This window comes from Anabaena sp. UHCC 0399 (genome assembly GCF_034931465.1).
In the GTDB taxonomy this organism is placed as follows: Bacteria; Cyanobacteriota; Cyanobacteriia; order Cyanobacteriales; family Nostocaceae; genus Trichormus; species Trichormus minutissimus.
Genome location: NZ_JAYGGZ010000006.1, coordinates 1 through 24,039, shown reverse-complemented (window position 1 = coordinate 24,039; position 24,039 = coordinate 1). Strand labels below are relative to the sequence as shown.

At 41.6% G+C, this 24,039-nt stretch carries 20 protein-coding genes, 1 pseudogene and 1 CRISPR repeat array; of the genes and pseudogenes, 7 read left to right on the top strand and 14 right to left on the bottom strand.

The genetic code is table 11. The annotated features are described in order from the left end of the window. Positions 1 to 6: 6 nt before the first annotated feature. Positions 7 to 969: a glycosyltransferase family 8 protein gene (locus VB693_RS04810; RefSeq protein WP_323265275.1), complete on the bottom strand. Its 963-nt coding sequence runs from the start codon at positions 967 to 969 to the stop codon at positions 7 to 9. Positions 970 to 1,359: 390 nt separating this feature from the next. Next, the gene (locus VB693_RS04805) at positions 1,360 to 1,563 is read right to left on the bottom strand and encodes a hypothetical protein (protein ID WP_190703077.1); all 204 of its coding nucleotides are present in this window, start codon (positions 1,561 to 1,563) and stop codon (positions 1,360 to 1,362) included. A gap of 676 nt (positions 1,564 to 2,239) precedes the next feature. Here VB693_RS04805 and VB693_RS04800 point away from each other — a divergent pair. The 3 genes from VB693_RS04800 to VB693_RS04790 all read left to right on the top strand — a co-directional run bounded on the left by VB693_RS04800 (position 2,240) and on the right by VB693_RS04790 (position 7,021). Next, on the top strand, positions 2,240 to 3,895 hold the full coding sequence (locus VB693_RS04800; protein ID WP_323265274.1) for an alpha/beta hydrolase: 1,656 nt from the start codon (positions 2,240 to 2,242) through the stop codon (positions 3,893 to 3,895). A 631-nt stretch (positions 3,896 to 4,526) separates the two neighbouring features. After that, on the top strand, positions 4,527 to 5,399 hold the full coding sequence (locus VB693_RS04795; RefSeq protein ID WP_323265273.1) for an SDR family NAD(P)-dependent oxidoreductase: 873 nt from the start codon (positions 4,527 to 4,529) through the stop codon (positions 5,397 to 5,399). A gap of 140 nt (positions 5,400 to 5,539) precedes the next feature. Further along, positions 5,540 to 7,021 carry a glycosyl hydrolase family 57 gene (locus VB693_RS04790; protein WP_323265272.1) on the top strand — a complete coding sequence of 494 codons (1,482 nt, stop codon included), beginning with the start codon at positions 5,540 to 5,542 and terminating at the stop codon, positions 7,019 to 7,021. Between the two features lie 94 nt (positions 7,022 to 7,115). Next, a CRISPR array of direct repeats spans positions 7,116 to 8,541; the repeat unit is 37 nt; unit sequence GTTTCAATCCCTGATAGGGAGTTAGTGAAATTGCAAT. Positions 8,542 to 8,769: 228 nt separating this feature from the next. Here VB693_RS04790 and VB693_RS04785 read toward each other — a convergent pair. Continuing rightward, complete coding sequence (locus VB693_RS04785) at positions 8,770 to 8,958, bottom strand: hypothetical protein (RefSeq protein ID WP_323265271.1); 189 nt, start codon at positions 8,956 to 8,958, stop codon at positions 8,770 to 8,772. Between the two features lie 123 nt (positions 8,959 to 9,081). On the opposite strand from VB693_RS04785, the gene psb34 (VB693_RS04780) reads away from it, so the two are divergent. Beyond that, positions 9,082 to 9,252: a photosystem II assembly protein Psb34 gene (gene psb34, locus VB693_RS04780; protein WP_323265270.1), complete on the top strand. Its 171-nt coding sequence runs from the start codon at positions 9,082 to 9,084 to the stop codon at positions 9,250 to 9,252. Positions 9,253 to 9,358: 106 nt separating this feature from the next. Here psb34 (VB693_RS04780) and VB693_RS04775 read toward each other — a convergent pair whose 3' ends face one another. The 5 genes from VB693_RS04775 to VB693_RS04755 all read right to left on the bottom strand — a co-directional run bounded on the left by VB693_RS04775 (position 9,359) and on the right by VB693_RS04755 (position 15,184). Further along, complete coding sequence (locus VB693_RS04775; protein ID WP_323265269.1) at positions 9,359 to 11,566, bottom strand: tetratricopeptide repeat protein; 2,208 nt, start codon at positions 11,564 to 11,566, stop codon at positions 9,359 to 9,361. A gap of 298 nt (positions 11,567 to 11,864) precedes the next feature. After that, positions 11,865 to 12,044: a photosystem II assembly protein Psb34 gene (psb34, locus tag VB693_RS04770; protein WP_323265268.1), complete on the bottom strand. Its 180-nt coding sequence runs from the start codon at positions 12,042 to 12,044 to the stop codon at positions 11,865 to 11,867. Between the two features lie 172 nt (positions 12,045 to 12,216). Continuing rightward, a complete protein-coding gene (gene thiO, locus VB693_RS04765) occupies positions 12,217 to 14,205 on the bottom strand; it encodes a glycine oxidase ThiO (protein ID WP_323265267.1) in 1,989 nt (662 codons plus the stop codon). Positions 14,206 to 14,386: 181 nt separating this feature from the next. Then, positions 14,387 to 14,824, bottom strand: coding sequence for a hypothetical protein (locus VB693_RS04760; protein WP_190703101.1), 438 nt, complete (start codon positions 14,822 to 14,824; stop codon positions 14,387 to 14,389). Between the two features lie 21 nt (positions 14,825 to 14,845). Next, positions 14,846 to 15,184, bottom strand: coding sequence for a 2Fe-2S iron-sulfur cluster-binding protein (locus VB693_RS04755; protein WP_190703103.1), 339 nt, complete (start codon positions 15,182 to 15,184; stop codon positions 14,846 to 14,848). A gap of 76 nt (positions 15,185 to 15,260) precedes the next feature. Here VB693_RS04755 and cimA point away from each other — a divergent pair, with 76 nt between their 5' ends. Beyond that, complete coding sequence (cimA, locus tag VB693_RS04750; protein WP_323265266.1) at positions 15,261 to 16,973, top strand: citramalate synthase; 1,713 nt, start codon at positions 15,261 to 15,263, stop codon at positions 16,971 to 16,973. A 316-nt stretch (positions 16,974 to 17,289) separates the two neighbouring features. On the opposite strand, the gene VB693_RS04745 is transcribed toward cimA, so the two are convergent. Then, positions 17,290 to 18,063, bottom strand: a complete 774-nt coding sequence (locus tag VB693_RS04745) for a Ycf66 family protein (protein WP_323265265.1) — start codon at positions 18,061 to 18,063, stop codon at positions 17,290 to 17,292. 339 nt (positions 18,064 to 18,402) lie between these two features. Here VB693_RS04745 and gndA point away from each other — a divergent pair, with 339 nt between their 5' ends. After that, on the top strand, positions 18,403 to 19,833 hold the full coding sequence (gene gndA, locus VB693_RS04740) for an NADP-dependent phosphogluconate dehydrogenase (RefSeq protein ID WP_190703109.1): 1,431 nt from the start codon (positions 18,403 to 18,405) through the stop codon (positions 19,831 to 19,833). A gap of 172 nt (positions 19,834 to 20,005) precedes the next feature. On the opposite strand, the gene VB693_RS04735 is transcribed toward gndA, so the two are convergent. From VB693_RS04735 to VB693_RS04715, 5 genes and pseudogenes are all read right to left on the bottom strand, one after another. Beyond that, positions 20,006 to 20,326, bottom strand: a complete 321-nt coding sequence (locus VB693_RS04735; RefSeq protein WP_323265264.1) for a type II toxin-antitoxin system HicB family antitoxin — start codon at positions 20,324 to 20,326, stop codon at positions 20,006 to 20,008. Then, on the bottom strand, positions 20,316 to 20,612 hold the full coding sequence (locus VB693_RS04730) for a type II toxin-antitoxin system HicA family toxin (protein ID WP_323265263.1): 297 nt from the start codon (positions 20,610 to 20,612) through the stop codon (positions 20,316 to 20,318). The genes VB693_RS04735 and VB693_RS04730 overlap by 11 nt, the downstream gene beginning before the upstream one ends. A 100-nt stretch (positions 20,613 to 20,712) precedes the next feature. After that, the gene (locus VB693_RS04725) at positions 20,713 to 21,861 is read right to left on the bottom strand and encodes a serine/threonine-protein kinase (protein WP_323265262.1); all 1,149 of its coding nucleotides are present in this window, start codon (positions 21,859 to 21,861) and stop codon (positions 20,713 to 20,715) included. A gap of 73 nt (positions 21,862 to 21,934) precedes the next feature. Beyond that, positions 21,935 to 22,217 (bottom strand): annotated as a pseudogene (locus VB693_RS04720) (type II toxin-antitoxin system RelE family toxin). Next, complete coding sequence (locus VB693_RS04715) at positions 22,204 to 22,590, bottom strand: prevent-host-death protein (protein ID WP_323265261.1); 387 nt, start codon at positions 22,588 to 22,590, stop codon at positions 22,204 to 22,206. The pseudogene VB693_RS04720 and the gene VB693_RS04715 overlap by 14 nt, the downstream one beginning before the upstream one ends. A gap of 158 nt (positions 22,591 to 22,748) precedes the next feature. On the opposite strand from VB693_RS04715, the gene VB693_RS04710 reads away from it, so the two are divergent. Then, positions 22,749 to 23,786 carry a hypothetical protein gene (locus VB693_RS04710; protein ID WP_323265389.1) on the top strand — a complete coding sequence of 346 codons (1,038 nt, stop codon included), beginning with the start codon at positions 22,749 to 22,751 and terminating at the stop codon, positions 23,784 to 23,786. The last annotated feature ends 253 nt before the right edge of the window (positions 23,787 to 24,039 follow it).

Here is a 24,039-nt window from a genome sequence, read left to right as displayed (position 1 = left end):
CCAAAGCTAAGATTTGATAACTCCTTGGAGCAAAAATTTAATTTTTTGTTTTAGTGAAATGTACGTTTTTTTGAACACCGCTAGATTTTGTTGTCTTTGTTTTTTAGCTAATTGTTCAACACCCCAACTTGACCAGATTTTACTATCCAAATATTCAAAAAATAAATGTTTTTCTGGATGATTACAGTTATCATGCCACGGTTTTTCATGGGAAGAAAAATGTATAATAAAAGGATGATTAACTAGGTTATTATATTCTTCTTCACTATATGGACTATCTTGCCAAGATTGATATCTAAACAGGTACGGCATCTGATTCCACCTGGAATCAATAGTTTCCCATTGCCCTGCTAAAATTGCATTCATAGCATCTTGGTCATGCCAACGTATATACTTTTTATATTTATCTAAATACTCAAATATTTTTTGACTTGTCTCCTCTTTTCTCCATTTTTTAAGATTCATGACAAGCACACCAGAATTAAAGTATTTGCAGTCTGGAGAAATACCCAATTCTTGATAATTAATCAGTCCTCTAGGAGATGAGACATAGGGCGCACCCATATCTGGGACTGCCAAAAGATAGTTATCATGAATATCGATATTCCATAGTTCTTGCAAACTCGTTTTGACAATTACGTCGCTATCAATGTAAATAGCTTTGTTAATTTCTGGGGGTAAAAGTTCTGGAATTAAAATTCGATAATAAGCAGCAATAGTAATTGCAGAAGATGTTTGTAAGTTTTTGAATTTTGATTTTTTTACTTTCAGCCAGGTAATACTAACTTGCTCTGATTGAAGATTTTGGATAATTCTATTTTTATTAACTCTACTAATACCACCATCAATAATATATAAAGCTAAATGCTGTTCACTAGTAAGATGGGCAACAACGGAACGAGTCGTTGCAGCTAAAGGCATGGAGAAGTTATCATCGGCAGCACAAACTAGACAAATTGAGTTATCCATAAATTCTCAATCTAAAACATACACTCCACAGCTAAGTAAGAATATAAATGGTATTTGTTCGTAAAACACCATTATTCTTAGGCATCAGAGGTTATTGACTACTATCGCATAATCTCCAACTAGTAACATCAGTTATGTTCACTAAGTTGAGAACGAGATTGCGTAATTTGTACTTTAGCCTCAGTTTTTTGTCTTTCTGGGGTGTATGTCATTACATCAGGGGAAATAGATTATGGTAGAAATTGTTTCCCCTGCTACTAAAAATAGACCTCTTCCAAAAGTCCGAAAATGAGATGTGTCATTCTGAATGAAAAGTATAATCTTTGAGATGTTTCGCTTCGCTCAACATGACAGCTTCAGCATTTATGTAAGAGGTCTAATGATCAATATCTAGCTCATCGTCGCATTACTGCGCCCGTAAATCACTCGTGTAGTCGGGTCAATCTTGCCTTGAATAGGATTCCAATAGTGGGATGCTTCTTCTGTAGGAATACCCATTTCTTGTGCTGCACGCATCAGCATTGATTGTTGACGATTCTTAACTTGCTGATATTGACGCACCATAATCGCACGAGATTTTTCTTGAATAGACATAACACAGCCTCCCTATGGATTTAAAAATATTGGATTAATTTGTTAGTTCTCTATTAATCAATTTAGCAAAAATTCTGTAACATAAACTACCAAATGGCATTTATGTTGTAAATCTTAATATTTTCACAATTTTTATTGACTGTGATTTCATGGGTAGTTGGATAAAACCAGCGTGGAGTAAGCTAATCTCTTGCAATACTCTTTTTGCTGACTATTTACTCTTAAATGCTTACGGGAATACCTATTTCTAGCAATTTTCCCGCCAATAAGTCTGATTTATTCTACAAATAAGTAGATTGTGAATGTAAGCACTTGCTTTATGATACTGATAGTCTATTTTTATATTTAATCGAATTAAATAGGAAAGCGGTTTAGTACAGCGCGGCGTAAATAAAGCTACCATTTCAAACAAGTAAAAGCCTTGAGATACCAACCTTTTGACTTTTGACGTACCCTCCGGGTTTGCTCTTCTCCACGTTTCCTTCTCTTTAGAGACGCTACCGCGTTCACGTAGTGTTCCGAAGGAAACGCGGTAGCGTGTCGTAGACAGAAGCTGCGCTAAAGCGTTCTCGTAGAGTAGCCGCTTTCGCTATGACTTCCGCCTTGTGGTAAGTTCTCGTCTAGTTTTTCCCAAGTCCCAAACTTTCTATGACAGTGTAAATAGTGGTGTTTTTTAATGAAAAAGATACTGAAATATCTGAGTTTAGGGCTGTTATCTACATTTTTAACCGCAACCCCTGGATTCGGTGCTGAACGCATCAGTTTTTTTTACCCTATCTTTGGAGAATTGTCCTTACCTGTTGATTCTTTAGAAACTTTCGCGAAGGAAGGCAGAATAGACGATGATTTCAAATTCTATGCCCAGCGTGCCACACCTGAACAATTAGCTCAACTGCGGGAACTACTTCAGATACGTTTTAATGTCACTCCTACTCTCGTATCTCAAGTTACTTACTCACCAGTTGGGGAAGAGGTGTTGCAAAGGCTAGGAGAATTACTTTTAACTGATTCTCGCAGAAATGGCTTTTATGCTTTGCGTGCTGCTTTAATTTTGTCGGCTGCTTCTCCAGATGGCTTATCGCTTGTTAATGTGCTGCGGAAGTTTCCTAGCAAGAGTGTGCGGCTTAATTATACAGAGGGGGTGAAGATAGTCGATCAATTGTCACAATTACTCAAAACTAGGGATAAGGTTGTATCTTTTATACAAAAGGAAGCTCTAACGCAGTCTCTTACTTCCCAAAGGGATTTTTCGCAGTTACCAGATTTAAGAGAGCCTGGAAAATTTCGTTGGCAAGCAACCAGGTTTAATTTAAATGATGTAACACGAAACCGCCTTCTCCCACTGGATTTATACTTACCTACAACTAGCCAAGAGAATGGTACTCAGCCACCTTTTCCTCTAATTGTTATTTCTCATGGTGTCGCTTCAGACCGCTACACTTTTGCCTACCTAGCTCAACATTTAGCATCTTACGGTTTTGCTGTCGCGGTTCTAGAACATCCCGGTAGTAACGCTAGACGTTTTCAGCAATACTTTGCAGGTTTGGCAGAACCACCAGAACCAAGAGAATTTCTGGATAGACCTCTAGATGTCAAGTTTTTGTTAGATGAACTCCAACTGATGGAAAAGTCTGATCCCAAGCTGAAGGGAAAACTTAACTTTGAGCAAATAGGGGCAATTGGTCAATCTTTTGGAGGTTACACTGTTTTAGCCTTAGCAGGGGCTGAGATTAACTTTGACCAACTCAAGCAAAATTGTCTACCTGATAATTCAAATTTGAATTTATCACTGATTTTGCAGTGTCAAGCAACTCAGTTGTTCCTAGAAAAAGATGAGTTGCAAGATAATCGGATCAAGGTCATCATTTCGATTAATCCTATTAATAGTGCTATTTTCGGTGAAAGTGGTATTAGTCAAATAAAAGTTCCTGTCATGCTCATGGCAGGTAGCCAAGATATTTTTGCTCCTCCTTTACCAGAACAGATTCGCCCCTTTACTTGGTTACCCAATCCCAATAAATACTTAGTTTTAATAGAAAATGCTACCCATTTCTCCTTTATAGGAGAATCTCCTAATGAAAGTAATGTTTTACCTGTCCCAACCGGATTGTTAGGCCCTGAGCGTACTGTTGCTTATTCCTATCTCAATGCTTTAAGTGTGGCTTTTTTAGAAGCAAATCTACTCAATCGTCCTGAATCCCGTGTCTATTTGCAGCCTTCCTATGCCCAATATATTAGCCAACCTCCTCTTAATCTCAGTCTTTTACAGTCGTTAACTACAGAGGAGTTAAATCAAGCTGTGAATAGGGGACAGGTGACAGGTGACAGGTGACAGGTGACAGGTGACAGGTGACAGGGTAGACAAGGTAAAAAGCATTATGACTAATGAATCATGACTCATGACTAAATAGTAATTAGTAATTACTATTTTCAGTACAATTACTGACGACAATTTGAGCAATACTGTTCCTAACAAATATGTCTTTTTAATGTCTTTTGTATGTTTTCTATATGACAATTTTTTGTTTTTTATAATCTAAATATAAATTGTCAGGGGATCACGATATTCATTGGGTAGTATTCATAAAAACTTATTGCTTATTCAGTAGTTTATATATAGCGTTGTAAACAAGTATTAAGAAATACTTATTAAAAAAGATTGCAAGTCCTTGATTTAATTGCTAACGTGTGTAGTGACAACGATGCTGATGAACGCTCTGATTAAGGAGAGGTAAAACCTATGAGCTATATCTATTCAGCCAATTGCGGGAACAATTGATTTGTAATCTGCAATCTGCAATCTATGAATAATGCAGATTAAGCCCAAAATATGTCGTTGCTACAGGCTAATTGGTGTTCTGACTGGACATTCAAGTAATTATTTGTCTTCCCTGGTGTTGAGGTTTGTGCTGATTGATTAATGACGAACTGGGGTAAGAATCAGAATTTGGAGGTAAAAATCCATGAATATTCAAGGCAAAGTTGCTCTAATTACAGGGGCTTCCCGTGGGATTGGGCGAGCGATCGCTATAGAATTAGCAGAACAAGGAATACAACGATTAATTTTAGTAGCACGCGATCGCTACAAGTTAAGCGAATTAGCCCAAGAAATCGAGGCAATGGGTGTTCAAGCTACAATCTTGGCAATTGATTTAACACAAGCAACAGAGGTAAATATCGCTATTGCACAGATTTGGCGCAATGACGGCCCTATTCACCTACTGGTTAACTGTGCAGGGGTAGCTTACCAAAACTCCTTTTTGCGTTCCAAACTCCCCCAAGTGCAAGAAGAACTCTCTGTGAATCTATTGGGTATGTATACCCTCACCAGTCTCATAGCCAAACGCATGGTTAGCCAAAGACAGGGGACAATTATCAATGTTTCCAGCTTAATGGGGAAAGTCGCTGCACCGACAATGGCCACCTATTCAGCTACAAAGTTTGCCATTTTAGGCTTTACCCAAGCTTTGCGCCAAGAACTAGCAGAGTACAACATCCAAGTAAAAGCCTTATTACCCACCCTCACCGACACAGACATGGTGCGCGACTTGCAACTATTTCGCTGGGTGATCCCCATGACTCCGCAGCAAGTAGCCAAAGCACTGGTCATAGGACTAGAAAAAGATGCTCCAGAAATTCTAGTAGGATGGCAAAGTCATCTAGCTGTGTGGTGTCAACGTTTAGCACCCTGGTTGCTGGAGTTAATTTTAAAAATCGCCGCACCACCAAAACCACAAACACCAGCAAAACCCAGCTTATTCACCAGAATCCAGCGTTTTAGTGATTTCCTCTTTTCCAGAAATATGCTAGCTTTCGTATCTCCACGGAAGTTATGAGGTCAACTCTCATCCTCTCATCCTCTCTGCGCCTCTGCGCCTCTGCGTGAAAAAATTAATTCGCCAATTTGGTATCACGCCTATCCAAAATTGGCTCACAGTTAGATAATTAGGTATTCTTTGTTTCGGAGTCATCAGCTATGCTGGATTTTCCTACCACCCTTCCATCAGAAAAGATTGATGACTTACCGAACATTTCCGGCTGGGAAGCAGAGGTAACAAGAGTTGTTAACCATGATGCGCCTGTATTTTTACCAACAACCAACCTCAAATTAGAAAATATCAATGCAGTATTTGCGATCGCCTTACATATGCACCAACCGACGATCCCGGCTGGTCATGATGGTAAACTCATCAATAATCTGCAATATATGTTTGAACATCCCCAGGAAGGGGACAACCACAACGCCGCACCTTTTGCTTATTGCTACAGCCGCATGGGGGATTTCATTCCCGAACTGGTAAACCAAGGTTGCAATCCCCGTGTCATGCTCGATTACTCTGGTAATCTGCTATGGGGACTCAGCCAAATGGGACGCAACGATATTATAGACAACCTCAAGCGCATTACTTGCGATCGCACCTATCAACCCTATGTAGAATGGCTGGGGACAATGTGGGGTCATGCTGTTATACCATCTACTCCCATCCCAGATATTAAATTGCATATATTGGCATGGCAACAGCATTTTGCAGCAATTTTTGGCTGGGAAGCATTGGCGCGAGTCAAAGGATTTTCTCCGCCAGAAATGCACTTACCAAATCACCCAGATACTTTATTTGCATTTATCAAAGCACTCAAAGAATGTGGCTATCGTTGGCTACTTGTGCAAGAACATTCTGTAGAAACAATTGATGGTCACTCTTTAACTCATAAACATTTACCACATCGTTTAGTTGCTCGTAATTCCCAAGGCGAAACTATTAGTATTACTGCCTTAATTAAAACCCAAGGTTCAGATACAAAATTAGTCGCTCAGATGCAACCTTATTATGAAGCCAAAACCCTATCTCCACAAAAATTAGGAAACGTATCGATACCACCAATAGTGAGTCAAATTGGTGATGGTGAAAACGGCGGCGTAATGATGAATGAATTTCCCAGTGCTTTTAAACAAGCTTGGGGGGATATGGTAAATAACGGCGGCGGTAAATCGGGAACTGTGGGAGTGTGTGGTACAGAATATTTAGAATTAATCGCCGATGCTGGTTGTAAATCAGAAGACTTTCCTGAGTGTCAACCAGTAGGACAACACCAAATATGGCAAAGAGTCAACCCAGAAAATTGTCAAACTGAAGCTGTAGAAAATGCTATCCAAGAATTAAAACAAATTAACCCACATTTTCACATGGATGGAGCATCTTGGACGAATCATATTAGTTGGGTAAAAGGATACGAAAATGTCTTGTCTCCCATGTATGAATTAAGCAGTTTATTTCATCAAAAGTTTGATAATTTACTACTGAATAATTCAGAAAAATCTATTACAAAAACATCTGAATATCGCCAAGCACTAGTACACAATCTTTTACTACAAACAAGTTGCTTCCGCTATTGGGGACAAGGAATGTGGACAGACTATGCGCGTGAAATTTACCAACGTGGACTTAAATTACTCTAAATAGGGCTTGCTGAATAAACCGAAAAGCTGGATTAATAGGGAGTTAGTGAAATTGCAATAATTGGGGAGTAGTAGGTGCTATCTCTCTCTTAAAGTTTCAATCCCTGATAGGGAGTTAGTGAAATTGCAATCAGTTTTAAAGCAGCGATTCCCAAATGTCCCAGTTATCGTTTCAATCCCTGATAGGGAGTTAGTGAAATTGCAATATATACCGTTATCCCTTGCAAGGTATGTAACACTGTTTCAATCCCTGATAGGGAGTTAGTGAAATTGCAATAAATCCACTCAGCACAGTGTTGCGAATTTTCTCGGCTGTTTCAATCCCTGATAGGGAGTTAGTGAAATTGCAATTGTCGCTTCCGCACTTAATCGGTTTTGAGTTCGACCAAATAGTTTCAATCCCTGATAGGGAGTTAGTGAAATTGCAATGAGCAGAGTACATCGGAAATCCTCAACCCACTCGTTTCAATCCCTGATAGGGAGTTAGTGAAATTGCAATTTCGCTGAAGTTCCGAACTTGAAGAGGGAGTTCTTGTTTCAATCCCTGATAGGGAGTTAGTGAAATTGCAATTTTGTTCCCCGCAATACTTTGATTGCCTGTAGTCTTTACGTTTCAATCCCTGATAGGGAGTTAGTGAAATTGCAATGTAGTTGTAGCAGAGGAGGCGATCGCTTAATGAAAAGTTTCAATCCCTGATAGGGAGTTAGTGAAATTGCAATCAATTCTTGATAACCTGCCGATAAACTAGAAGCAGCTAGTTTCAATCCCTGATAGGGAGTTAGTGAAATTGCAATTAAACATGGATGAACAGGCGATCGCTGAATACCAAGGTTTCAATCCCTGATAGGGAGTTAGTGAAATTGCAATTACGGAGCGCGCCTATTTTGTAAGAGGAAGAGTTTCCGTTTCAATCCCTGATAGGGAGTTAGTGAAATTGCAATATTCGCCAAGCTATGGGAATGATCGACGGTAAAGCTAGTTTCAATCCCTGATAGGGAGTTAGTGAAATTGCAATTGGTTTCCACGTTTTATTTTTGCTATTCTCAATAAGTTTCAATCCCTGATAGGGAGTTAGTGAAATTGCAATAAATATTCCATGTACAAAAAGCTTCCTATAAAGGGTTTCAATCCCTGATAGGGAGTTAGTGAAATTGCAATTTAACTCGTCCGGGGAGCTAAGTGAATTTTTCAAAGTTTCAATCCCTGATAGGGAGTTAGTGAAATTGCAATGAAAAGTCACAACATAATCAGGGATACCCTGCCTAGTTTCAATCCCTGATAGGGAGTTAGTGAAATTGCAATTACGATAGAGAACCTTTTCAAACTGGTTTTAAGAAGTTTCAATCCCTGATAGGGAGTTAGTGAAATTGCAATAATCCGCCGCAATTCTGTTTTATATTCTCGCTCTGTTTCAATCCCTGATAGGGAGTTAGTGAAATTGCAATTTCTAACTGATAATTCATTATTAAAATAGTATAAATTGTTTCAATCCCTGATAGGGAGTTAGTGAAATTGCAATAGCGGTAGCTGAAAACCCGCTCTGTATTAGATTTTCAAGGTTCGGATGCGCGAATGAGACAATCATAGCATAAACCATATTATTGAAATTGGGTACAAATGGCTGAAATCCAGTCCAGATAAGACGCGCGGGTGTTTAAGTGATTAGTATTGCTTCAAAGTATTGTACTGAGGGGAATTCAGCCATTATTTTGCCAATTGAATTTTTAACACCTACCCATCCGCGCTTTCAGCGAAGAACATCGGTTAATAGCAGTTTGTTAATTAGCACTTGCTTCAAGTATCGGTAAATGTGTGCAAAAAAGCTATATGCCAACCTGCGATCGCCTCTAACACTGCGCGGAGTGCGATGGCGAACCCGCCCACAGTAGGGGTTCAGATACGCTGGGCGGTTATGCGATCGCTTTTTTCCTCTCATAAAATACCCCAAGATAAGTAGTTCTGATTACAGTCATCTACTATTTTTTGTCAAGTCCTATTGACATTTTGTAACAATATTGTTAAATTAGTTTACATAAAGTAACAAATACAGGAAAACGTTATGTACACCACCGTTAACGAAAGCGGCATTTTAAATAACTACGCAACAGAACCCAAGATGTATTACGCTACCTACCCCAACCAAGAGCAACAACGTCAATATGTGTTGCAGGCTGCGTTTGCTACATTGCTCGTCACAACTTTAGTTTTGGTTGCTTTGGGCATTAACTAAGATTTTTAGATTTCGGTATCGCTGTATCTCATCGTAATTCGGACTTCTCCTATCAACCTCGGTTAGTTTCGCCGGGGTTTTTTGCTGCGATTGAGACGAGTGATCACTACAACTTCGGTAAAATTTCTGCTAGCAAATGTCCAGGGACTTTAGATAAAGCCAAATTTTGTCCTTGGATACCTAATTCATTGTGAAAAGCACGGACTGTTTTCACCACATAAGCGAAAGTCGTTTGATAAGCTTCCGGTTGTTTGCTCAAACCATTTAAGGCTAGCAAATGATTATCTAATGAAGCTTCTAGATGTTGCGATCGCACTGCTTTATCCCCATTAAAAGTATTATCAGTAACTAACTGATAATGGGCAAGTCCCAGATTATTGTGAGTAGCAAATAAATCAAAACTTAAAGCCGCACTACCGAGAGAATTAGCTAAAGCAACGGCTTCCTCATAAGCATGAATACATAGTTGCAGTAACTTTTGCCTTGCTTCTTTAGGAGTCTGAGCAAAGTTCGCCAAATGCCAATAAGCCGTACCCAGATTATTTTGTGTCGCAGCACAAGCACTAGGAACATGAGCCGGAGTCCGATATTTTAACGCTTCACCGTAAACATCAATCGCCAACTGGAGATTTTCCCCTGGTTGTTCATACTGAGCCAAATTCCAGTAGGCTGTACCAATGTTATTTTGAATCATTCCATACTTAAGCGGTTCGGCTTGAGGATTGTAAAGAGCCAGTGCTTCTTGATAAGCTGCGATCGCTTTCTTTAAATGTACAACTGGTTGATTGTATTGTGCTAAATGCCAGTAAGCAGTACCTAAATTATTCTGACAAGCCGCATACTTTAAAGGATCTGATTCTACCATTCTGTAACGCAAAGCTTCACCATAAGCTACAACTGCTTCTTGCCAATTTTCCGCCGGACTAGCAAACTTTGCTAAATCACCATAGGCTGTCCCCAAATTATTTTGTATCCGTGCATAAGTATCTAAATGCGTCTCTGGGGAAATCATTTTCAAAGCCAATTGATAAAATTCAATCCCCTGTTCTATATAAGTTTTCCCCTCTTCTACATTGGGTGGCGTGCGAGACAACATCCAATAGAGTGTACCTAAATCATTTAAAGTATCTGGCATCTGTGGCGAATTTTCATCGTAAGTAATTGCCTCTTGATAAGCAATAATTGCCACCATTAAGTTCTCTAAAGTTGGCTGTCCCTGCTCAATATGCAAGCGATAAAGATTACCCAATTGGTGATAAGCAGCCGCTAGCATTTCCCCAGAAGCTTTTTGTGAGTGTAGTTTTTCAATCTCCAAAAGCAGTTTTTTTACTTGCCACTCATCTTCACTCTCTAGATTTGTTATTGTTTTAATTGTTGCTAATACTAGGTCTATCAACTCTTGACTCACATGAGACAATGCCGATAGTGATGAGTTATCAACTTGATTAGACCTAATTTCTGGTTGTTTTTGCTGATTAGTTAATTCTTGGACAATTGAGTCGGAAGAATCATCTTTTAAATTTGCGTGATTAGCTAGTGTTTGTCCTGGGAAGTCCAGACCCTCCCTAAACTCAAGTTCTGTTCCGACTGTAGTTGTAACTTCTTTTTCTATAGCTAAATCATCTAAGATAGATTTTTCCAGTTTTTCTAAGTTGAAACTCTTAGAACTGGGAAAACGTTCTGGATGAGATGTATTTTGTGTTGTGGGTGTGGGTTCTCCTGCAAATACAAACACACCAGTCCGCCAACGCCAAAACTGTGGTGCTGACTGTTGAATAGCGGATAACCAAGGACGCGATACCCACAACAGCACACTAGATTCTAAAAATCGGCTCGATTCCTGAGCAGAAAAATACTCTTCGCTTAAGCGTAAAAAATGTAAAAATAACCGTTGACTCGCCACTGATTGTTTAGTCAACTGTTCCACACCCACAATTTGAAATGTCGGTATTGGTAAAGGCCTTCCTGGAGCATCCTTCGATGCGCCTACTACGGGTGGTGGATAATCATGCAGCCATTGATTAATTTGTTCTATAGGATTTGGCTCATTTAAATTTAAGCGCAATGTAACTAATCGAGGATAAGCCGGTGTGCTGCTTTCCTGTCCATCAGCTGGCTGATATAGAACTTGCCCCACTGGATAAGCCAAAGTAGAATGCAATCGGGCAGCTACTTGATTTCGTAAGTGTAAATCATCACATACAGCCAAGAAAATCTGTCGCCGTAAACCAAGACTCAGGGCAAGTTTTAGGCGATGATATACTTGCCGATTCCAAGCAGAATTATCGGAGTGTGCAGTATCATTCACGCTCATGAAAGCTCAATGGCCAAGGTACAACCAAAATTAGTTTAAACTCTCTACAGGGTGCATCAAAGCAGTATTAATGTCTAAACTATGACTATGAACAAGTGGATATTACGACAATCAGGATAAAAATATACTAAATTTTCTACTTTTTATCTTGATTTGTTAAGTTTTTATGAATTTACTTGTATAAAATAGTTATTTACTATAAAGAAAACAATCTTAACAAAAAATAAAAAAGCAGGCTTCTAGAGAAAGAAACCTGAAATAGAGACAAAAGACAAGTTTTCAATCAAATTTTGTCTTTTCAACTGACATGAGAAACAGAGAAGGCGACAAAAATTAAACCACCAACCAAAATCGCGGCAGCAGATCCTAAAATGATGTAGTTTCGCTTCTGTGTGGCTGTAGGAGGTTCTGCTTGATAAACCTTTGGCTCTTGGGCAAAATTATTTAAAAGTCCGCCTTCTTCGTTGGTATAGGGCATGAATGATTTCCTTGCGCTAAAACTTTTATCTAATTTTATAAAGATATATATCTAATGCTCATCGAATCAGATATAAATCTTTACATGGGGCAGAAAAAAGTCAAAAGTCAAAAAATTATTTCTTGTCTCCCCTGTCCCCTGTCCCCTGTCACCTGTCCCCTGTCACCTATCCCTAACTAACTGTCCCAGTCAGAGGAGAACTAGCACTGGCATAATTTTTAATGGGCATTCGTCCAGCGATGTAGGCGAGACGACCGGCGATCGCAGCTAAATTCATGGCGCGTGCCATTGCTACGGGATTTTGAGCTAATGCGATCGCACTATTAATTAACAAAGCATCTGCCCCTAATTCCATTGCTTGCGCCGCTTCTGAGGGTGCGCCAATACCAGCGTCTACAACTACAGGTATTTTGGCATTTTCAATAATAATCTGAATATTCGCGGTTGTTTTTAATCCTTGTCCCGAACCAATGGGAGAGGCTAAAGGCATGACAGTCGCACAGCCTGCCTCTTCTAAGCGTTTGGCTAGCATGGGGTCAGCGTTAATATAAGGCAACACCGCAAAACCTTCTTTTACCAGTTGTTCGGCGGCTTGGAGTGTGCCAATTGGATCAGGTAGTAAATATTTTGGATCTGGGATGACTTCTAACTTGACAAAATTATTATCTTCCTGTCCCAATAGTTTTGCCATTTCTCGCCCCAAACGCGCCACCCGAATTGCTTCTTCTGCGGTTTGACAACCTGCTGTATTCGGCAACATCCAGATTTTTGACCAATCTAATGCTTCTGCCAAACCTTCATGTCCCGGTGCTTTAGTTTGTACCCGGCGCACTGCTACAGTGACTATTTGGCAACCGCTAGCCTCTACACTTTGCTGCATATCTTCAATGCTGCGATACTTGCCTGTGCCGGTCATCAAGCGGGAATGGAAGGTTTTGCCAGCAATTATGAGTGCTGAGTCTTGAGTGAGTGCTGAGTGAGTGCTGAGTCCTGAGTCCTGAGTGGGGAGTGAGAATTGGGGAGTGAGGATTGGGGGGTGGATACGCATTGTTGTAGGGGTAGATGGCTGTTTTTGACAGCGTGAATAGTGGAAATGGTTCAGGAGAGGGTCAGATTTTTGTTCCCAGACTAAATCAGCAATGAGTTGGGCGGTGATGGGTGCAAGTAAGATACCGTTGCGGTAATGACCTGTAGCCAAGGTGAGATTTGCACAGTGGCTAGTTCCTAAGAGGGGAGATTCATCAGGCGTTTCGGGGCGAAATCCCCACCAAAATTCTTGAATCGGATAGTCCTGTAATTGCGGATATAAGCGAATTGCTCCTTGGAGTAACTTTTGAATGCCAGCCGGGGTGTTATGGGGAGTAAATCCCACATCTTCGCTAGTTGCTCCAATAATAATAGAACGATTACGCCTGGGTACGATGTAAGTATTCTCTCCAAATAACACCCGCTTTAAGGGCAATTCTGGGACAAACTCAGGGATTCTTACACTCAACATTTGCCCTTTGCGGGGAAATACGGGCAATGGTATTAATTCATTTGCCCAAGCACCCGTAGCCAAAACATAATGGTCAGCGCGAATTACTCCTGTGTTGCTTTGAACACCTACAACCTGTCCCTGTTGCTGTAGGAAGGCTTCGACTGCAATACCATCCTTGAGTTCCACACCCAAAGACTCAGCCGCCGCCCGCAATACACGAACTAAAGCCCGATTATCAACTTGGGCATCCTCTGGATACCACCAACCGCCAACTACATCTGTTCCCAATCCTGGCTGATATTGATGGATAGCAGTTTGGTCTAACCAGTATGCAGGCGAATTTTCCTTCCGCCCCTGCGCCTCTGCTCCCCTAGCCCCCTGCTGTTCATAAACCGGGGCTAAAATCCCACAAGCCCAGTAACCAGTATTTAAACCTGTTAAATCTTCTAGTTTTTGCGTCCAGTCTGGATATAATGAGCGCGATCGCCTACACAGAGACTTCATAGACTCATCGGTGATTTGCTCTGCATCTGGGGCTAACATCCCGGCGGCGGCGTGGGAAGCAGCAGCTTGAAAATCACGACAAAGCACGGTGACATTCTTTGCCCCGCGCAACTTCAACTCAACGGCGATCGCCAAACCAATAACGCCGCCACCAATAATTAAAATCTTACTAGTCATTAGTCATTAGTCATTGATCATCAGCTATTTACTATTACTACATAACTAATGAATCATAACTTGCAAAAGCAGAAGAGCCGTTCAGCTTTGCCGTTCCCGCATAGTGGAGTAGGGGATACAAGGGAGAAGAGAAGTTTTTACCCCAATACCCAATCCCCAATCCCCAATCCCCAATCCCCAATTACCACAAAGCGCGAATAGGTTCTCGATTTGTGTTACTGGATGAAGTATTTTCTGAAGTATTGTTATCGTCAGAAGAGGAAAATGATTCGTTGGTAGCGTTGCTTTGAGCTACGCTTGTCCGGCTTGTAGATCGCCGATCCTCTTGGGTAACATTGCCTCTCTCTTCACTAGCATTGTCACTAGCATTGTCATTTGTGTTGAAATCTTCTTGGGCTACATTATTTCTGTTTTCAGATGTAGTAGTATTACTTCCACTTTTATTTGGTGCGGAGCTATTAACATTAATGTTGGCTGGTAGAACTTTTGAGGCTTTATCACCTGGGGTATTGCTACTAACTTTTTGTCCTTCACCCATAGGAAAGTTAATGCCTAGCAATGTACCCATTAAAATCGCCAAGCCTCCAGCCATCAAAACTAGCGGTGTCCATCTGCCCATCTTGATTTTCTCCTTTTTTACCTAACCTTCTGTTTGCCACACGATTTGAGAACCTTGACCCCAAAATCCGTCAAATTTAGTTACTTTTACATCGCCTAGTACTTGAGTCTGACAGGCTAAACGCAGGTCTTTTGTAGGAGAATGGGGAGGAAGCGAACGCCGCGTTTGATCACGCCAATTCGCTACTGACACCTCACCTTCTACTTTGACCGCACAGGTTCCACAACTACCAATTCCTCGACAGTTTATTAGCCTAGCACCGCCATTGTAGAGGTCAATACCATTTTTTAGCAGAATTTCGCGTAAATTAGCTCCGCTATTACACTCAATTGTCCTACCCTGAGCTAGTACCCTAGGCATATTCTAATAACCAAATAGACTTTTTGTTGTATCTTTGCACATTGCCTTTAAAGTTGTATCCACCAGTATTAGTCTTATGACCACAAATCCCTCACCCCATATTTGGCTTTATGACACCACGCTACGGGATGGCACTCAGCGCGAAGGGTTATCAGTTTCCATAGAAGACAAGCTACGTATTGCTTATAGACTTGACCAATTAGGAGTTCCGTTTATTGAAGGTGGTTGGCCTGGGGCTAACCCTAAGGATGTTAAATTTTTCTGGCAACTCCAAGAGAATCCGCTTAAACAATCAGAAATTGTGGCATTTTGTTCAACTCGTCGTCCTCATACTACTGCCGCCGATGAACCAATGTTGCAAGCCATTCTGACTGCGGGGACTCGCTGGGTCACAATTTTCGGCAAATCGTGGGATTTACACGTCACATCAGGTCTAAAAACGACTTTAGAAGAAAATCTGGCGATGATCCGCGATACTATCGAGTTTTTCCGCGCTCAAGGGCGACGGGTGATTTACGATGCTGAACACTGGTTTGATGGTTACAAGCATAATCAAGAGTATGCTTTACAGACATTAGAGGCAGCAATGACAGCTGGTGCTGAATGGTTAGTCCTCTGTGATACTAATGGCGGGACTTTACCTCATGAGGTTAGTCAAGTTGTGCAAGATGTGGTTAATTCAGTGCTGAGTTCTGAGTACCGAGTTACGAGTGGGGAATCTCACTCAAAACTCAGCACTCAGGACTCAGCACTACTTCATCACCAATCCCCAATTCCCCAAATCGGTATTCATACTCATAATGATTCAGATACAGCGATCGCCAATGCCCTGGCAGCAGTTATGGCAGGGGCAACAATGGTACAAGGTACAATTAACGGTTACGGTGAACGATGTGGCAATGCTAACCTATGTTCACTTATTCCTAATTTACAGCTGAAACTGGGTTACAGTTGTATCCCTGAACACCAGCTGCATCAACTTGCAGAAGCTAGTCGTTTTGTCAGTGAAGTAGTTAACTTAGCCCCCGATGAACACGCGCCCTTTGTAGGACGTTCGGCTTTTGCCCATAAAGGTGGTATTCATGTCTCGGCTGTGGAACGGAATCCGCTTACTTACGAACATATTCAGCCGGAACAGGTAGGGAATCGTCGGCGCATTGTGATTTCTGAACAATCGGGTATCAGCAATGTGTTAGCTAAGGCTCGTACTTTGGGCATCGAACTTGACAAGCAATCCCCAGAGGCTAGGCAAATTCTCCAGCGTCTCAAAGAATTGGAAAGTGAAGGATATCAATTTGAGGCAGCAGAGGCTAGTTTTGCTCTATTAGTGTACGAAGCTTTAGGCGATCGCCAGAAATTTTTTGAAATTAAGGGTTTCCAAGTCCACTGTGACTTAGTGGAGGGGAACGAAGCTAGTAACGCTCTCGCTACAGTGAAATTAGCTGTGAATGGTGAAAATAAACTAGAAGCCGCCGAAGGAAACGGGCCTGTCGCAGCGTTAGATGCAGCTTTACGCAAAGCTTTGATGAATTTCTATCCGCAAATTGCTAATTTTGAGCTAACAGATTACAAAGTGCGGATTCTCAATGGACATCGAGGAACAGCATCAAAAACTCGTGTTCTAGTGGAATCTGGTAATGGTTCTCAACGCTGGACGACTATAGGAGTTTCGACAAATATTTTGGCGGCCTCCTATCAAGCCGTTGTTGAGGGCTTGGAGTATGGCTTGTTACAAGACGTGATGCGTCAAGCCCCTGTCATTTATGCGGGAAATAAGCGAATAGGTTGAATTGACGAGATTAGCTGCTGGAAAGGAATTTGAACCACAAATTCCATTTCTAGTGGTGCGCCACCAGTGGCAACAACATAAGTATGCGTCTGTGACGAAAATTTTCAATATTTACAGGAATTACGCAAAAACTCTCTCAAACCCTTATTTCTCTGTGTTCTCTGCGTCTCTGTGGTTCTTTATTCTGTAATTTGTGCGTAAGTCCTAATTTATTTAAATATTAGGCGATCAGCTACGCTGGGCGGTTACGCCATCGCAACTCCAGCCATGAGCAAATAAAACCCAACATCTAGATTAATGCTGGGTTTAACTCTATTCAACCAACCTGATTATCTGGCGGTACTGCCCCCGGTGGTGCTTCTGCTGGGGGAGCTAACACCGCATCTGGGGCAATTTCTTCCACAGGGATTGGTGTTTTCGCCTCAGTCTCATCATGTGCTTGAGCGGCTTCCACCAGTTCAGGGGATGGAGGATGGGGTGGAATGACTTCTGGCACAGTTGCTGCTTGAGGTTCGGTTTCAGTAATGACAGATGTCTCTGTTGGCTGTTCTGGTGCAACAGTTGGGGACTCAGATTCAGATTCAGTAGTAACAGACTCTTGGACTGGTGTTTCTGTTTTGTCGATAATTACCACAGCAGGCGGTTCTGTCGTCTGTGGTTGGGGTGTTGTGGTTTTCGGACTAGACGGCTGTTGGACTTTGTTTTTCAATCCGCCGAAAATACCGCCTATACCTTGCTGCAATTGAGTCAAACGCTGCGGTAAAGACAACTTATTTGCCTGTTCTTGCAATGTAGTTTTCACCACCTCAGAACTAGGTACTGGAGTTTGCTGTAGCAGTGGAGTCAACTGGCGACGTAACGAGAGAGTTTGCCAGCCAAACCAAACCAAAAGAGCCACACTAGCCACATGACCCAATAAAAGCCCACCAGAAATGCGCGGGGCAAACACCCATAAAACTAGAGCATAGAAAAGTCCTACACCACTCCAAATAAAATCATTCTTGCGGTGGATTTCTGGAAAAAAGAAAGCTGATAAGTAGATAGCTAAACTACCAAGCCCGACCACCAAAGCTAGGACATTTGCCAGCATTTTTTGGTTACTCCTTTTATGAGGGACTGGGTACTGGGGACTGGGGATTGGTTACTGGGTATGGGGCATTGGGCATAAATTAAAGTCAAAAGATTCTTTTGCCTTTTACCGTCTTACTTCCTCGTTTTCCTAGTCCCTAGTCCCTAATCTCCAGTCCCTAATTTCGCAAATTTTACAAGTTAATTGTAGATTTAGATACAAATTAAAACTATTGAACGGTGTTAACAGTGAGCTTTTATTGTTTAGATTAACTCTTAATGTCTTCTTTAGGGGAGAAGAGAAAAACTCAGACTACCCTTAAAGATGAAAGAACCTGCAAGAGTTAGCCAAACATAGTTTATGACACTACAAAGCTTTGGTGTGATTGGTTTAGCCGTTATGGGCGAGAACATCGCTCTAAACGTTGAGCGTAATGGCTTTCCAATTGCAGTTTACAATCGCTCCAGAGAAAAAACCGATGCTTTCATGGCACAGCGTGCCGGAGGCCGCAACGTTAAAGCCGCTTTTACCTTAGAAGAATTCGTTGCCGCACTGGAACGTCCCCGCAAAATTCTTGTCATGGTACAAGCTGGTAAACCCGTTGATGCGGTAATTCAGCAGCTCAAACCCCTGCTAGATGAAGGCGATATCATTATCGACGGTGGTAACTCTTGGTATGAAGATACCCAACGACGCACTCAAGAATTAGAACCCCTTGGTTTACGATTTCTCGGTATGGGTGTCAGTGGTGGTGAAGAAGGTGCGCTGAATGGACCCTCACTGATGCCTGGTGGTACACAAAGCTCTTACGAGTATCTGTCCCCAATTTTTAACAAGATTGCGGCTCAAGTCGATGATGGCCCTTGTGTAACCTACGTTGGCCCTGGTGGTGCTGGTCACTATGTCAAAATGGTACACAATGGTATTGAGTACGGCGATATGCAGTTAATTGCAGAAGCCTACGACTTGCTGAAGAATGCTGGTGGGTTAGACGCAAAACAGCTACACGAGGTATTCACAGAGTGGAACACCACCGACGAACTCAATTCTTTCTTGATTGAGATCACAGCCAATATCTTCCCCTACGTTGACCCAGAAACCAAGTTACCTCTAGTTGATTTGATTGTTGACGCAGCAGGTCAAAAGGGAACTGGACGCTGGACTGTACAAACTGCTTTGGAATTGGGTGTTTCTATTCCCACCATCACAGCAGCTGTAAATGCTCGGATTATCTCTTCCATTCGCGATGAACGGATTGCCGCATCTAAGCAGCTTACAGGCCCTAGTGGTAAGTATGACGGCTCTACCAAGGAGTTTATCAACAAGGTACGGGATGCTCTGTACTGTTCCAAGATTTGCTCTTATGCTCAAGGGATGGCATTGCTATCTACAGCATCAGCAACATTTAACTGGAATTTGAATCTGAGTGAAATGGCGCGGATTTGGAAAGGTGGTTGTATTATTCGCGCTGGCTTCTTGAATAAGATTAAGAAGGCATTTAACGAAAATCCTGCATTACCTAACTTGCTACTTGCGCCTGAATTTAAACAAACAATTCTCGACAGACAAGCAGCTTGGCGGGAAGTGATTATCACAGCTGCCAAACTCGGTATTCCTGTGCCTGCATTTAGCGCATCCTTGGATTATTTTGACAGCTATCGCCGCGATCGCCTACCCCAAAACCTCACCCAAGCACAACGCGACTACTTCGGCGCGCACACCTACCTGCGTACTGATAAAGCTGGTTCATTCCACACAGAATGGGTTCCCATCGCTGAAGCGAAGAAATAAGTTTGTAATCTTCTAAATTCTCAATTTATTTATCAGTGGCTCTAAATATTAGAGCCATTTTTTTATGCCCAGTATCAATCGATACCTTTATCCTAACCAGAATATTAGCTTGGATTGATTGACAGCCTAAGTCTACGCACAGAGCCACCCAACAAAACCTTGATAATGGACGCTAGGGTGCATACATACACAAACATTTTTCTATCCAAGAATTAAGGCTTTGACCCTCTTTCTTTGCTTTGATAGCAATTGTTTTATGTAATTCAGGGTTAATTCTGAGCATAAGCTTACCTGAAAATGGTTTTTCAGGTTCTTCGCCACGTTTTTGGCAAAATTCTAAATAATCATCAACTGAGTCGTGGAAAGCTTGCCTTAGCTCTTTGACACTGTCACCCTCAAATGTAATCACATCCCGCAGGTTGACTACTTCGCCATGAAAAATCTCAGCTTCATCGTCAAATTCCACAACAGCTTCATATCCTTTATATTTCATTGTCACTAAGTTCTCCCGTGTCCATGTCTTCTTTAACCCTGGACTCTGTTAAGAAGCGGCGCATAGATTTAACAGCACCTTTATTAGTTTCTTTTTCCGGGTGTGGCCTGTGAAAAGTTGCCTTTACGCCATTAAGAGCTATTCTCACTCTTGACCCCCTTCCTTCTGACACTTCCGCACCTAGTGCAATTAGCATAGATTCAATATCACTCCAAGGAATATTGGATCTAACGGGATTTCCAAAAATGTCATCCAGCGTTTTTTGATGCTTACTGTTAAGTTCCATTATATAGTATCACTTTATGATACTATCATCCACTAAACTTGTTAAACTTGAAGCAGGAATCACACGACTCTCATTCGTGTGAGGTTCAAATCTAGCTTGCTCATGGATTTGGTGTGTTATTGTTCCCAAGATATTTAGCTTTTAATTCCTCTAGTTCTAAATCTAGTTCACTTTTACTAGCAGACTGAGGGTTTGAATTTGGAGGCTGTATTTTTTTTGGTTGAGGCTTTCCACTACCTAAAAATTGCGTTTTTAATTCCTCTAGTTCTAATTCAACTTGACTGGGTGTTGGACTAATAAAAGTTGGCGGCGAAGTTGGCGGTGCTTGATAAATTGGTTTTGCTGGTGTTACTGGTGTTACTGCTACAGCAGATTGTTGATTTAAAGCTTGCAAAACTTCATCTGCCGTTTGATAGCGTCTAACGGGAATGCTTTCTAGCATCTTGTTGATAATTCCAGTTAGATGATTACTAACAGGCGTTTTTAAGTATTGCTGCCAAACCCAAGTGTCGTTATTAGTGTCATAGGAATCAAAAGGCGATCGCCCCGTTAATAAATTAATACAAGTCACCCCTAAACTATAAATATCACTGGCAAAAATAGCCCGTCCTCTAATTTGCTCTGGCGCAACATATTCAGGGCTACCAATACTAGTTCCAGTTCTATTTAAAGCAGTGCCAGTTACAGATTTAGAAGCACCAAAATCAACTATAACTAATTTGTTATCACTACCACGTAAAATAATATTTTCTGGTTTAATATCTCTGTGAATCACTTCTCTAGCATGGCAAAATTGCAATACGGGCAATAAGTCATTTAATAATTGAATAATTCGCTTTTCATTGAAAGTACCTTTATGTGCTAGTTCCTGCGCTAAGTTTAGCCCGTCAATAAATTCTTGTACTAAATATTGGCGATCGTCTTGGGTGAAATATGCCAAAAGTTCGGGAATTTGTGGATGCTTACCCAATTCATCTAATTGCACGGCTTCTTGGGTAAATAACTCCACCGCCTTTTGGACTGTGTTCGTGCCTTGGGCTTGGGGGTAAAATTGCTTAATTACACAGCGCGGCTTGGAGGGTTTATCTTCATCCACAGCTAAGAAAGTCCTGCCAAAACCACCTTGTCCAATGGGTTTGATAGCACGATAGCGTTCTTTGAGCAGTAATTTAGAACCACAACTCAAGCAAAACTTGACATCATGGGGATTTTCTGAATGGGGACAATGGGGATTAAGACAGTAACTCATTGGCAGGATCGCGCTTTACATCGCTCTTACTGTCTTTATTTTGCCCTGTGCTAGCCAAGAGTGGTTATGTTCTTTATCCCAACAAACGCTTTAATCTTTTGTACACTTCATCATCATTGCGTTTGCCAACCAAAATTACTTCTACTAAATCTTCTTCAGGAAAAAACCGATAAACAATTCCGATAGTCGCCACTATCAACTCGGTAATAACCTTGATAGCCTGATAACTGCTCACTATCAGCAGGTAAAGGATCAACATTCAAAGCCAAGACTTTTTTGGCAATCTGTGCTGCTATTTTTGGCTGCAAACCGTTCAAAGAATCCAGAACAGTTGCTAAACCATCAAGCTTCGGCATTAGCTAAACACTCCAGTGCAGATGTAAAATTCTCCGTACCAACCATTTTTGATTGACTCAGAGCAGTTTCTGCCGTTTTTCCTAAAAGCATATCCTCCAGTTCGTTCAGTCGATTGATTAATTTTTGGTAGTTATCTGGTGACATGAGTAATGGGTGTGCTACTCGATCCTTCATTACCTCTTCTAGCATCTCATCTACTGAGTCAGGCTCATCCGCAAATAATCCCCGCAATTGGTCTTTTTTGGCTTCTACCAGTGCTAGTTGATCAATTGCGTAGGCAACTAATTTCGACAAGTCACAATGGCTTAACTTTGCCAAAGCGATCGCTGTTTCAAGGGTTTTTTGGTCGAGTTGTAGTTCGATTTTTTCCATGCTGACTCATCTGGAAGCGTCTTTAATACTGTGATTCTAGCATTTGGGATCAATGGCGAATGGAAGGGCTTAGGCATCGCTTTGATAATGCCAACAAACGCTACGTCCCCAGATTGTGTAATAATAAGCCGATCGCTAAGACTAATAAGTTATCAACTGTGCAATCAACGGATAATATCAATGACCTCGCTGCGGCTTTGCAACAGCCTGCGGATCTTACTTTTGAACTTCCAGATCCGGAAGATGAACAGATTCCAGAGTCAGATTTCCAACAGCAGTTGGATATAGCTTGGCAGGTATGCGATCGCTTTGATTTGCAAACTGAAATTTGGCGGGGACGGATCTTAAGGGCAATCCGCGATAGAGAAAAAAAAGGCGGCGATGGACGCGGTGCTGGCTTTCTCAACTGGCTTAAGCAACGGGAAATTAGCAAAAGTCAAGCCTATGCCTGGATTCAACTGGCTAATAGTGCTGATACCCTGCTAGAAGAGGGCAAACTTGCACCCAGTGCAGTCAATAACTTCAGCAAACGCGCCTTTGTGGAAACCTCTAAAGCTTCCCCAGAAGTGCAACAGATGGTAAGTGAGGCAGCCAGTAAAGGCGATCGCATCACTAGGCGCGAAGTTCGTCAACTCACCGACGAATGGACTGCTATGTCATCAGATTTATTACCAGAACAGGTCAAGGTAAAAGCCGCAGAAAATTCCCTTCCCCCACGCTACATTGCCCCTTTGGTGAAGGAAATGGAAAAACTGCCAGAATCACACCAAAAATTCATCCAGAAAGAAATAGCCGCTAATCCCGATGTGGATACTCTCAAACAAGCAACTACAGAGGCACGACAGTTAGCTAAATACCTGAAATCCGCCGCCCAAGTCCAAGCCTTGACACAAGAAGATGTAGATATTGAAACAGCCCTAGAAGAAGCGCAAAGAGTCGGCTGTTTGAGTGTAGCGGCTGATTTGGTAAATCAAGCATCCCAGATAGAACAAACTATTGCGAAGTTATACATGACCTGGAAACGCATCGGTAATTTAGCAGATAGGTTATATGTAGATACTGGTGCAAGTACACCCAACCTGCGATCGCTCCTCAATTGCATTGAACCTCTAGGCGGTGAAATTATGGAAGTTCAACTCAGTGGCGCGACTGAACACACCGTTCGTCTGCAAATTCAGGAAACAAGCCAGGGCTGAGTGCTGAGTGCTGAGTGCTGTTAGCGGTAGCGGGGCGTTTAGCTCGTGCTGAGTGCTGAGTGCTGAGTGCTGGGTGCTGGGTGCTGAGTAGTGTTAGCGGTAGCGGGACGTTTATCAGTTTACTGAGTAATATTAAGAGCTTGGAATTATGACTCAGCACTGATTACTCCCCAATACTGTTCGGTTAAAACTGTTCCAACATTAAACCCATTGATACAGAGACATTTTTGAGTTGTTGCATTTCTGCAAAACT

Excerpts from the sequence above, each read along its gene's own strand:
- cimA (WP_323265266.1), top strand. The coding sequence starts at position 15,261 with ATGACCACAAATCCCTCACCCCATATTTGGCTTTATGACACCACGCTA.
- VB693_RS04805 (WP_190703077.1), bottom strand. The coding sequence starts at position 1,563 with ATGTCTATTCAAGAAAAATCTCGTGCGATTATGGTGCGTCAATATCAG.
- VB693_RS04735 (WP_323265264.1), bottom strand. The coding sequence starts at position 20,326 with ATGAAATATAAAGGATATGAAGCTGTTGTGGAATTTGACGATGAAGCT.
- VB693_RS04800 (WP_323265274.1), top strand. The coding sequence starts at position 2,240 with ATGAAAAAGATACTGAAATATCTGAGTTTAGGGCTGTTATCTACATTT.
- gndA (WP_190703109.1), top strand. The coding sequence starts at position 18,403 with ATGACACTACAAAGCTTTGGTGTGATTGGTTTAGCCGTTATGGGCGAG.
- VB693_RS04725 (WP_323265262.1), bottom strand. The coding sequence starts at position 21,861 with ATGAGTTACTGTCTTAATCCCCATTGTCCCCATTCAGAAAATCCCCAT.
- VB693_RS04785 (WP_323265271.1), bottom strand. The coding sequence starts at position 8,958 with ATGAGAGGAAAAAAGCGATCGCATAACCGCCCAGCGTATCTGAACCCC.
- psb34 (WP_323265270.1), top strand. The coding sequence starts at position 9,082 with ATGTACACCACCGTTAACGAAAGCGGCATTTTAAATAACTACGCAACA.
- thiO (WP_323265267.1), bottom strand. The coding sequence starts at position 14,205 with ATGACTAGTAAGATTTTAATTATTGGTGGCGGCGTTATTGGTTTGGCG.
- VB693_RS04760 (WP_190703101.1), bottom strand. The coding sequence starts at position 14,824 with ATGGGCAGATGGACACCGCTAGTTTTGATGGCTGGAGGCTTGGCGATT.
- VB693_RS04755 (WP_190703103.1), bottom strand. The coding sequence starts at position 15,184 with ATGCCTAGGGTACTAGCTCAGGGTAGGACAATTGAGTGTAATAGCGGA.
- VB693_RS04790 (WP_323265272.1), top strand. The coding sequence starts at position 5,540 with ATGCTGGATTTTCCTACCACCCTTCCATCAGAAAAGATTGATGACTTA.
- VB693_RS04795 (WP_323265273.1), top strand. The coding sequence starts at position 4,527 with ATGAATATTCAAGGCAAAGTTGCTCTAATTACAGGGGCTTCCCGTGGG.
- VB693_RS04730 (WP_323265263.1), bottom strand. The coding sequence starts at position 20,612 with ATGGAACTTAACAGTAAGCATCAAAAAACGCTGGATGACATTTTTGGA.
- VB693_RS04745 (WP_323265265.1), bottom strand. The coding sequence starts at position 18,063 with ATGCTGGCAAATGTCCTAGCTTTGGTGGTCGGGCTTGGTAGTTTAGCT.
- VB693_RS04775 (WP_323265269.1), bottom strand. The coding sequence starts at position 11,566 with ATGAGCGTGAATGATACTGCACACTCCGATAATTCTGCTTGGAATCGG.
- VB693_RS04810 (WP_323265275.1), bottom strand. The coding sequence starts at position 969 with ATGGATAACTCAATTTGTCTAGTTTGTGCTGCCGATGATAACTTCTCC.
- psb34 (WP_323265268.1), bottom strand. The coding sequence starts at position 12,044 with ATGCCCTATACCAACGAAGAAGGCGGACTTTTAAATAATTTTGCCCAA.
- VB693_RS04715 (WP_323265261.1), bottom strand. The coding sequence starts at position 22,590 with ATGGAAAAAATCGAACTACAACTCGACCAAAAAACCCTTGAAACAGCG.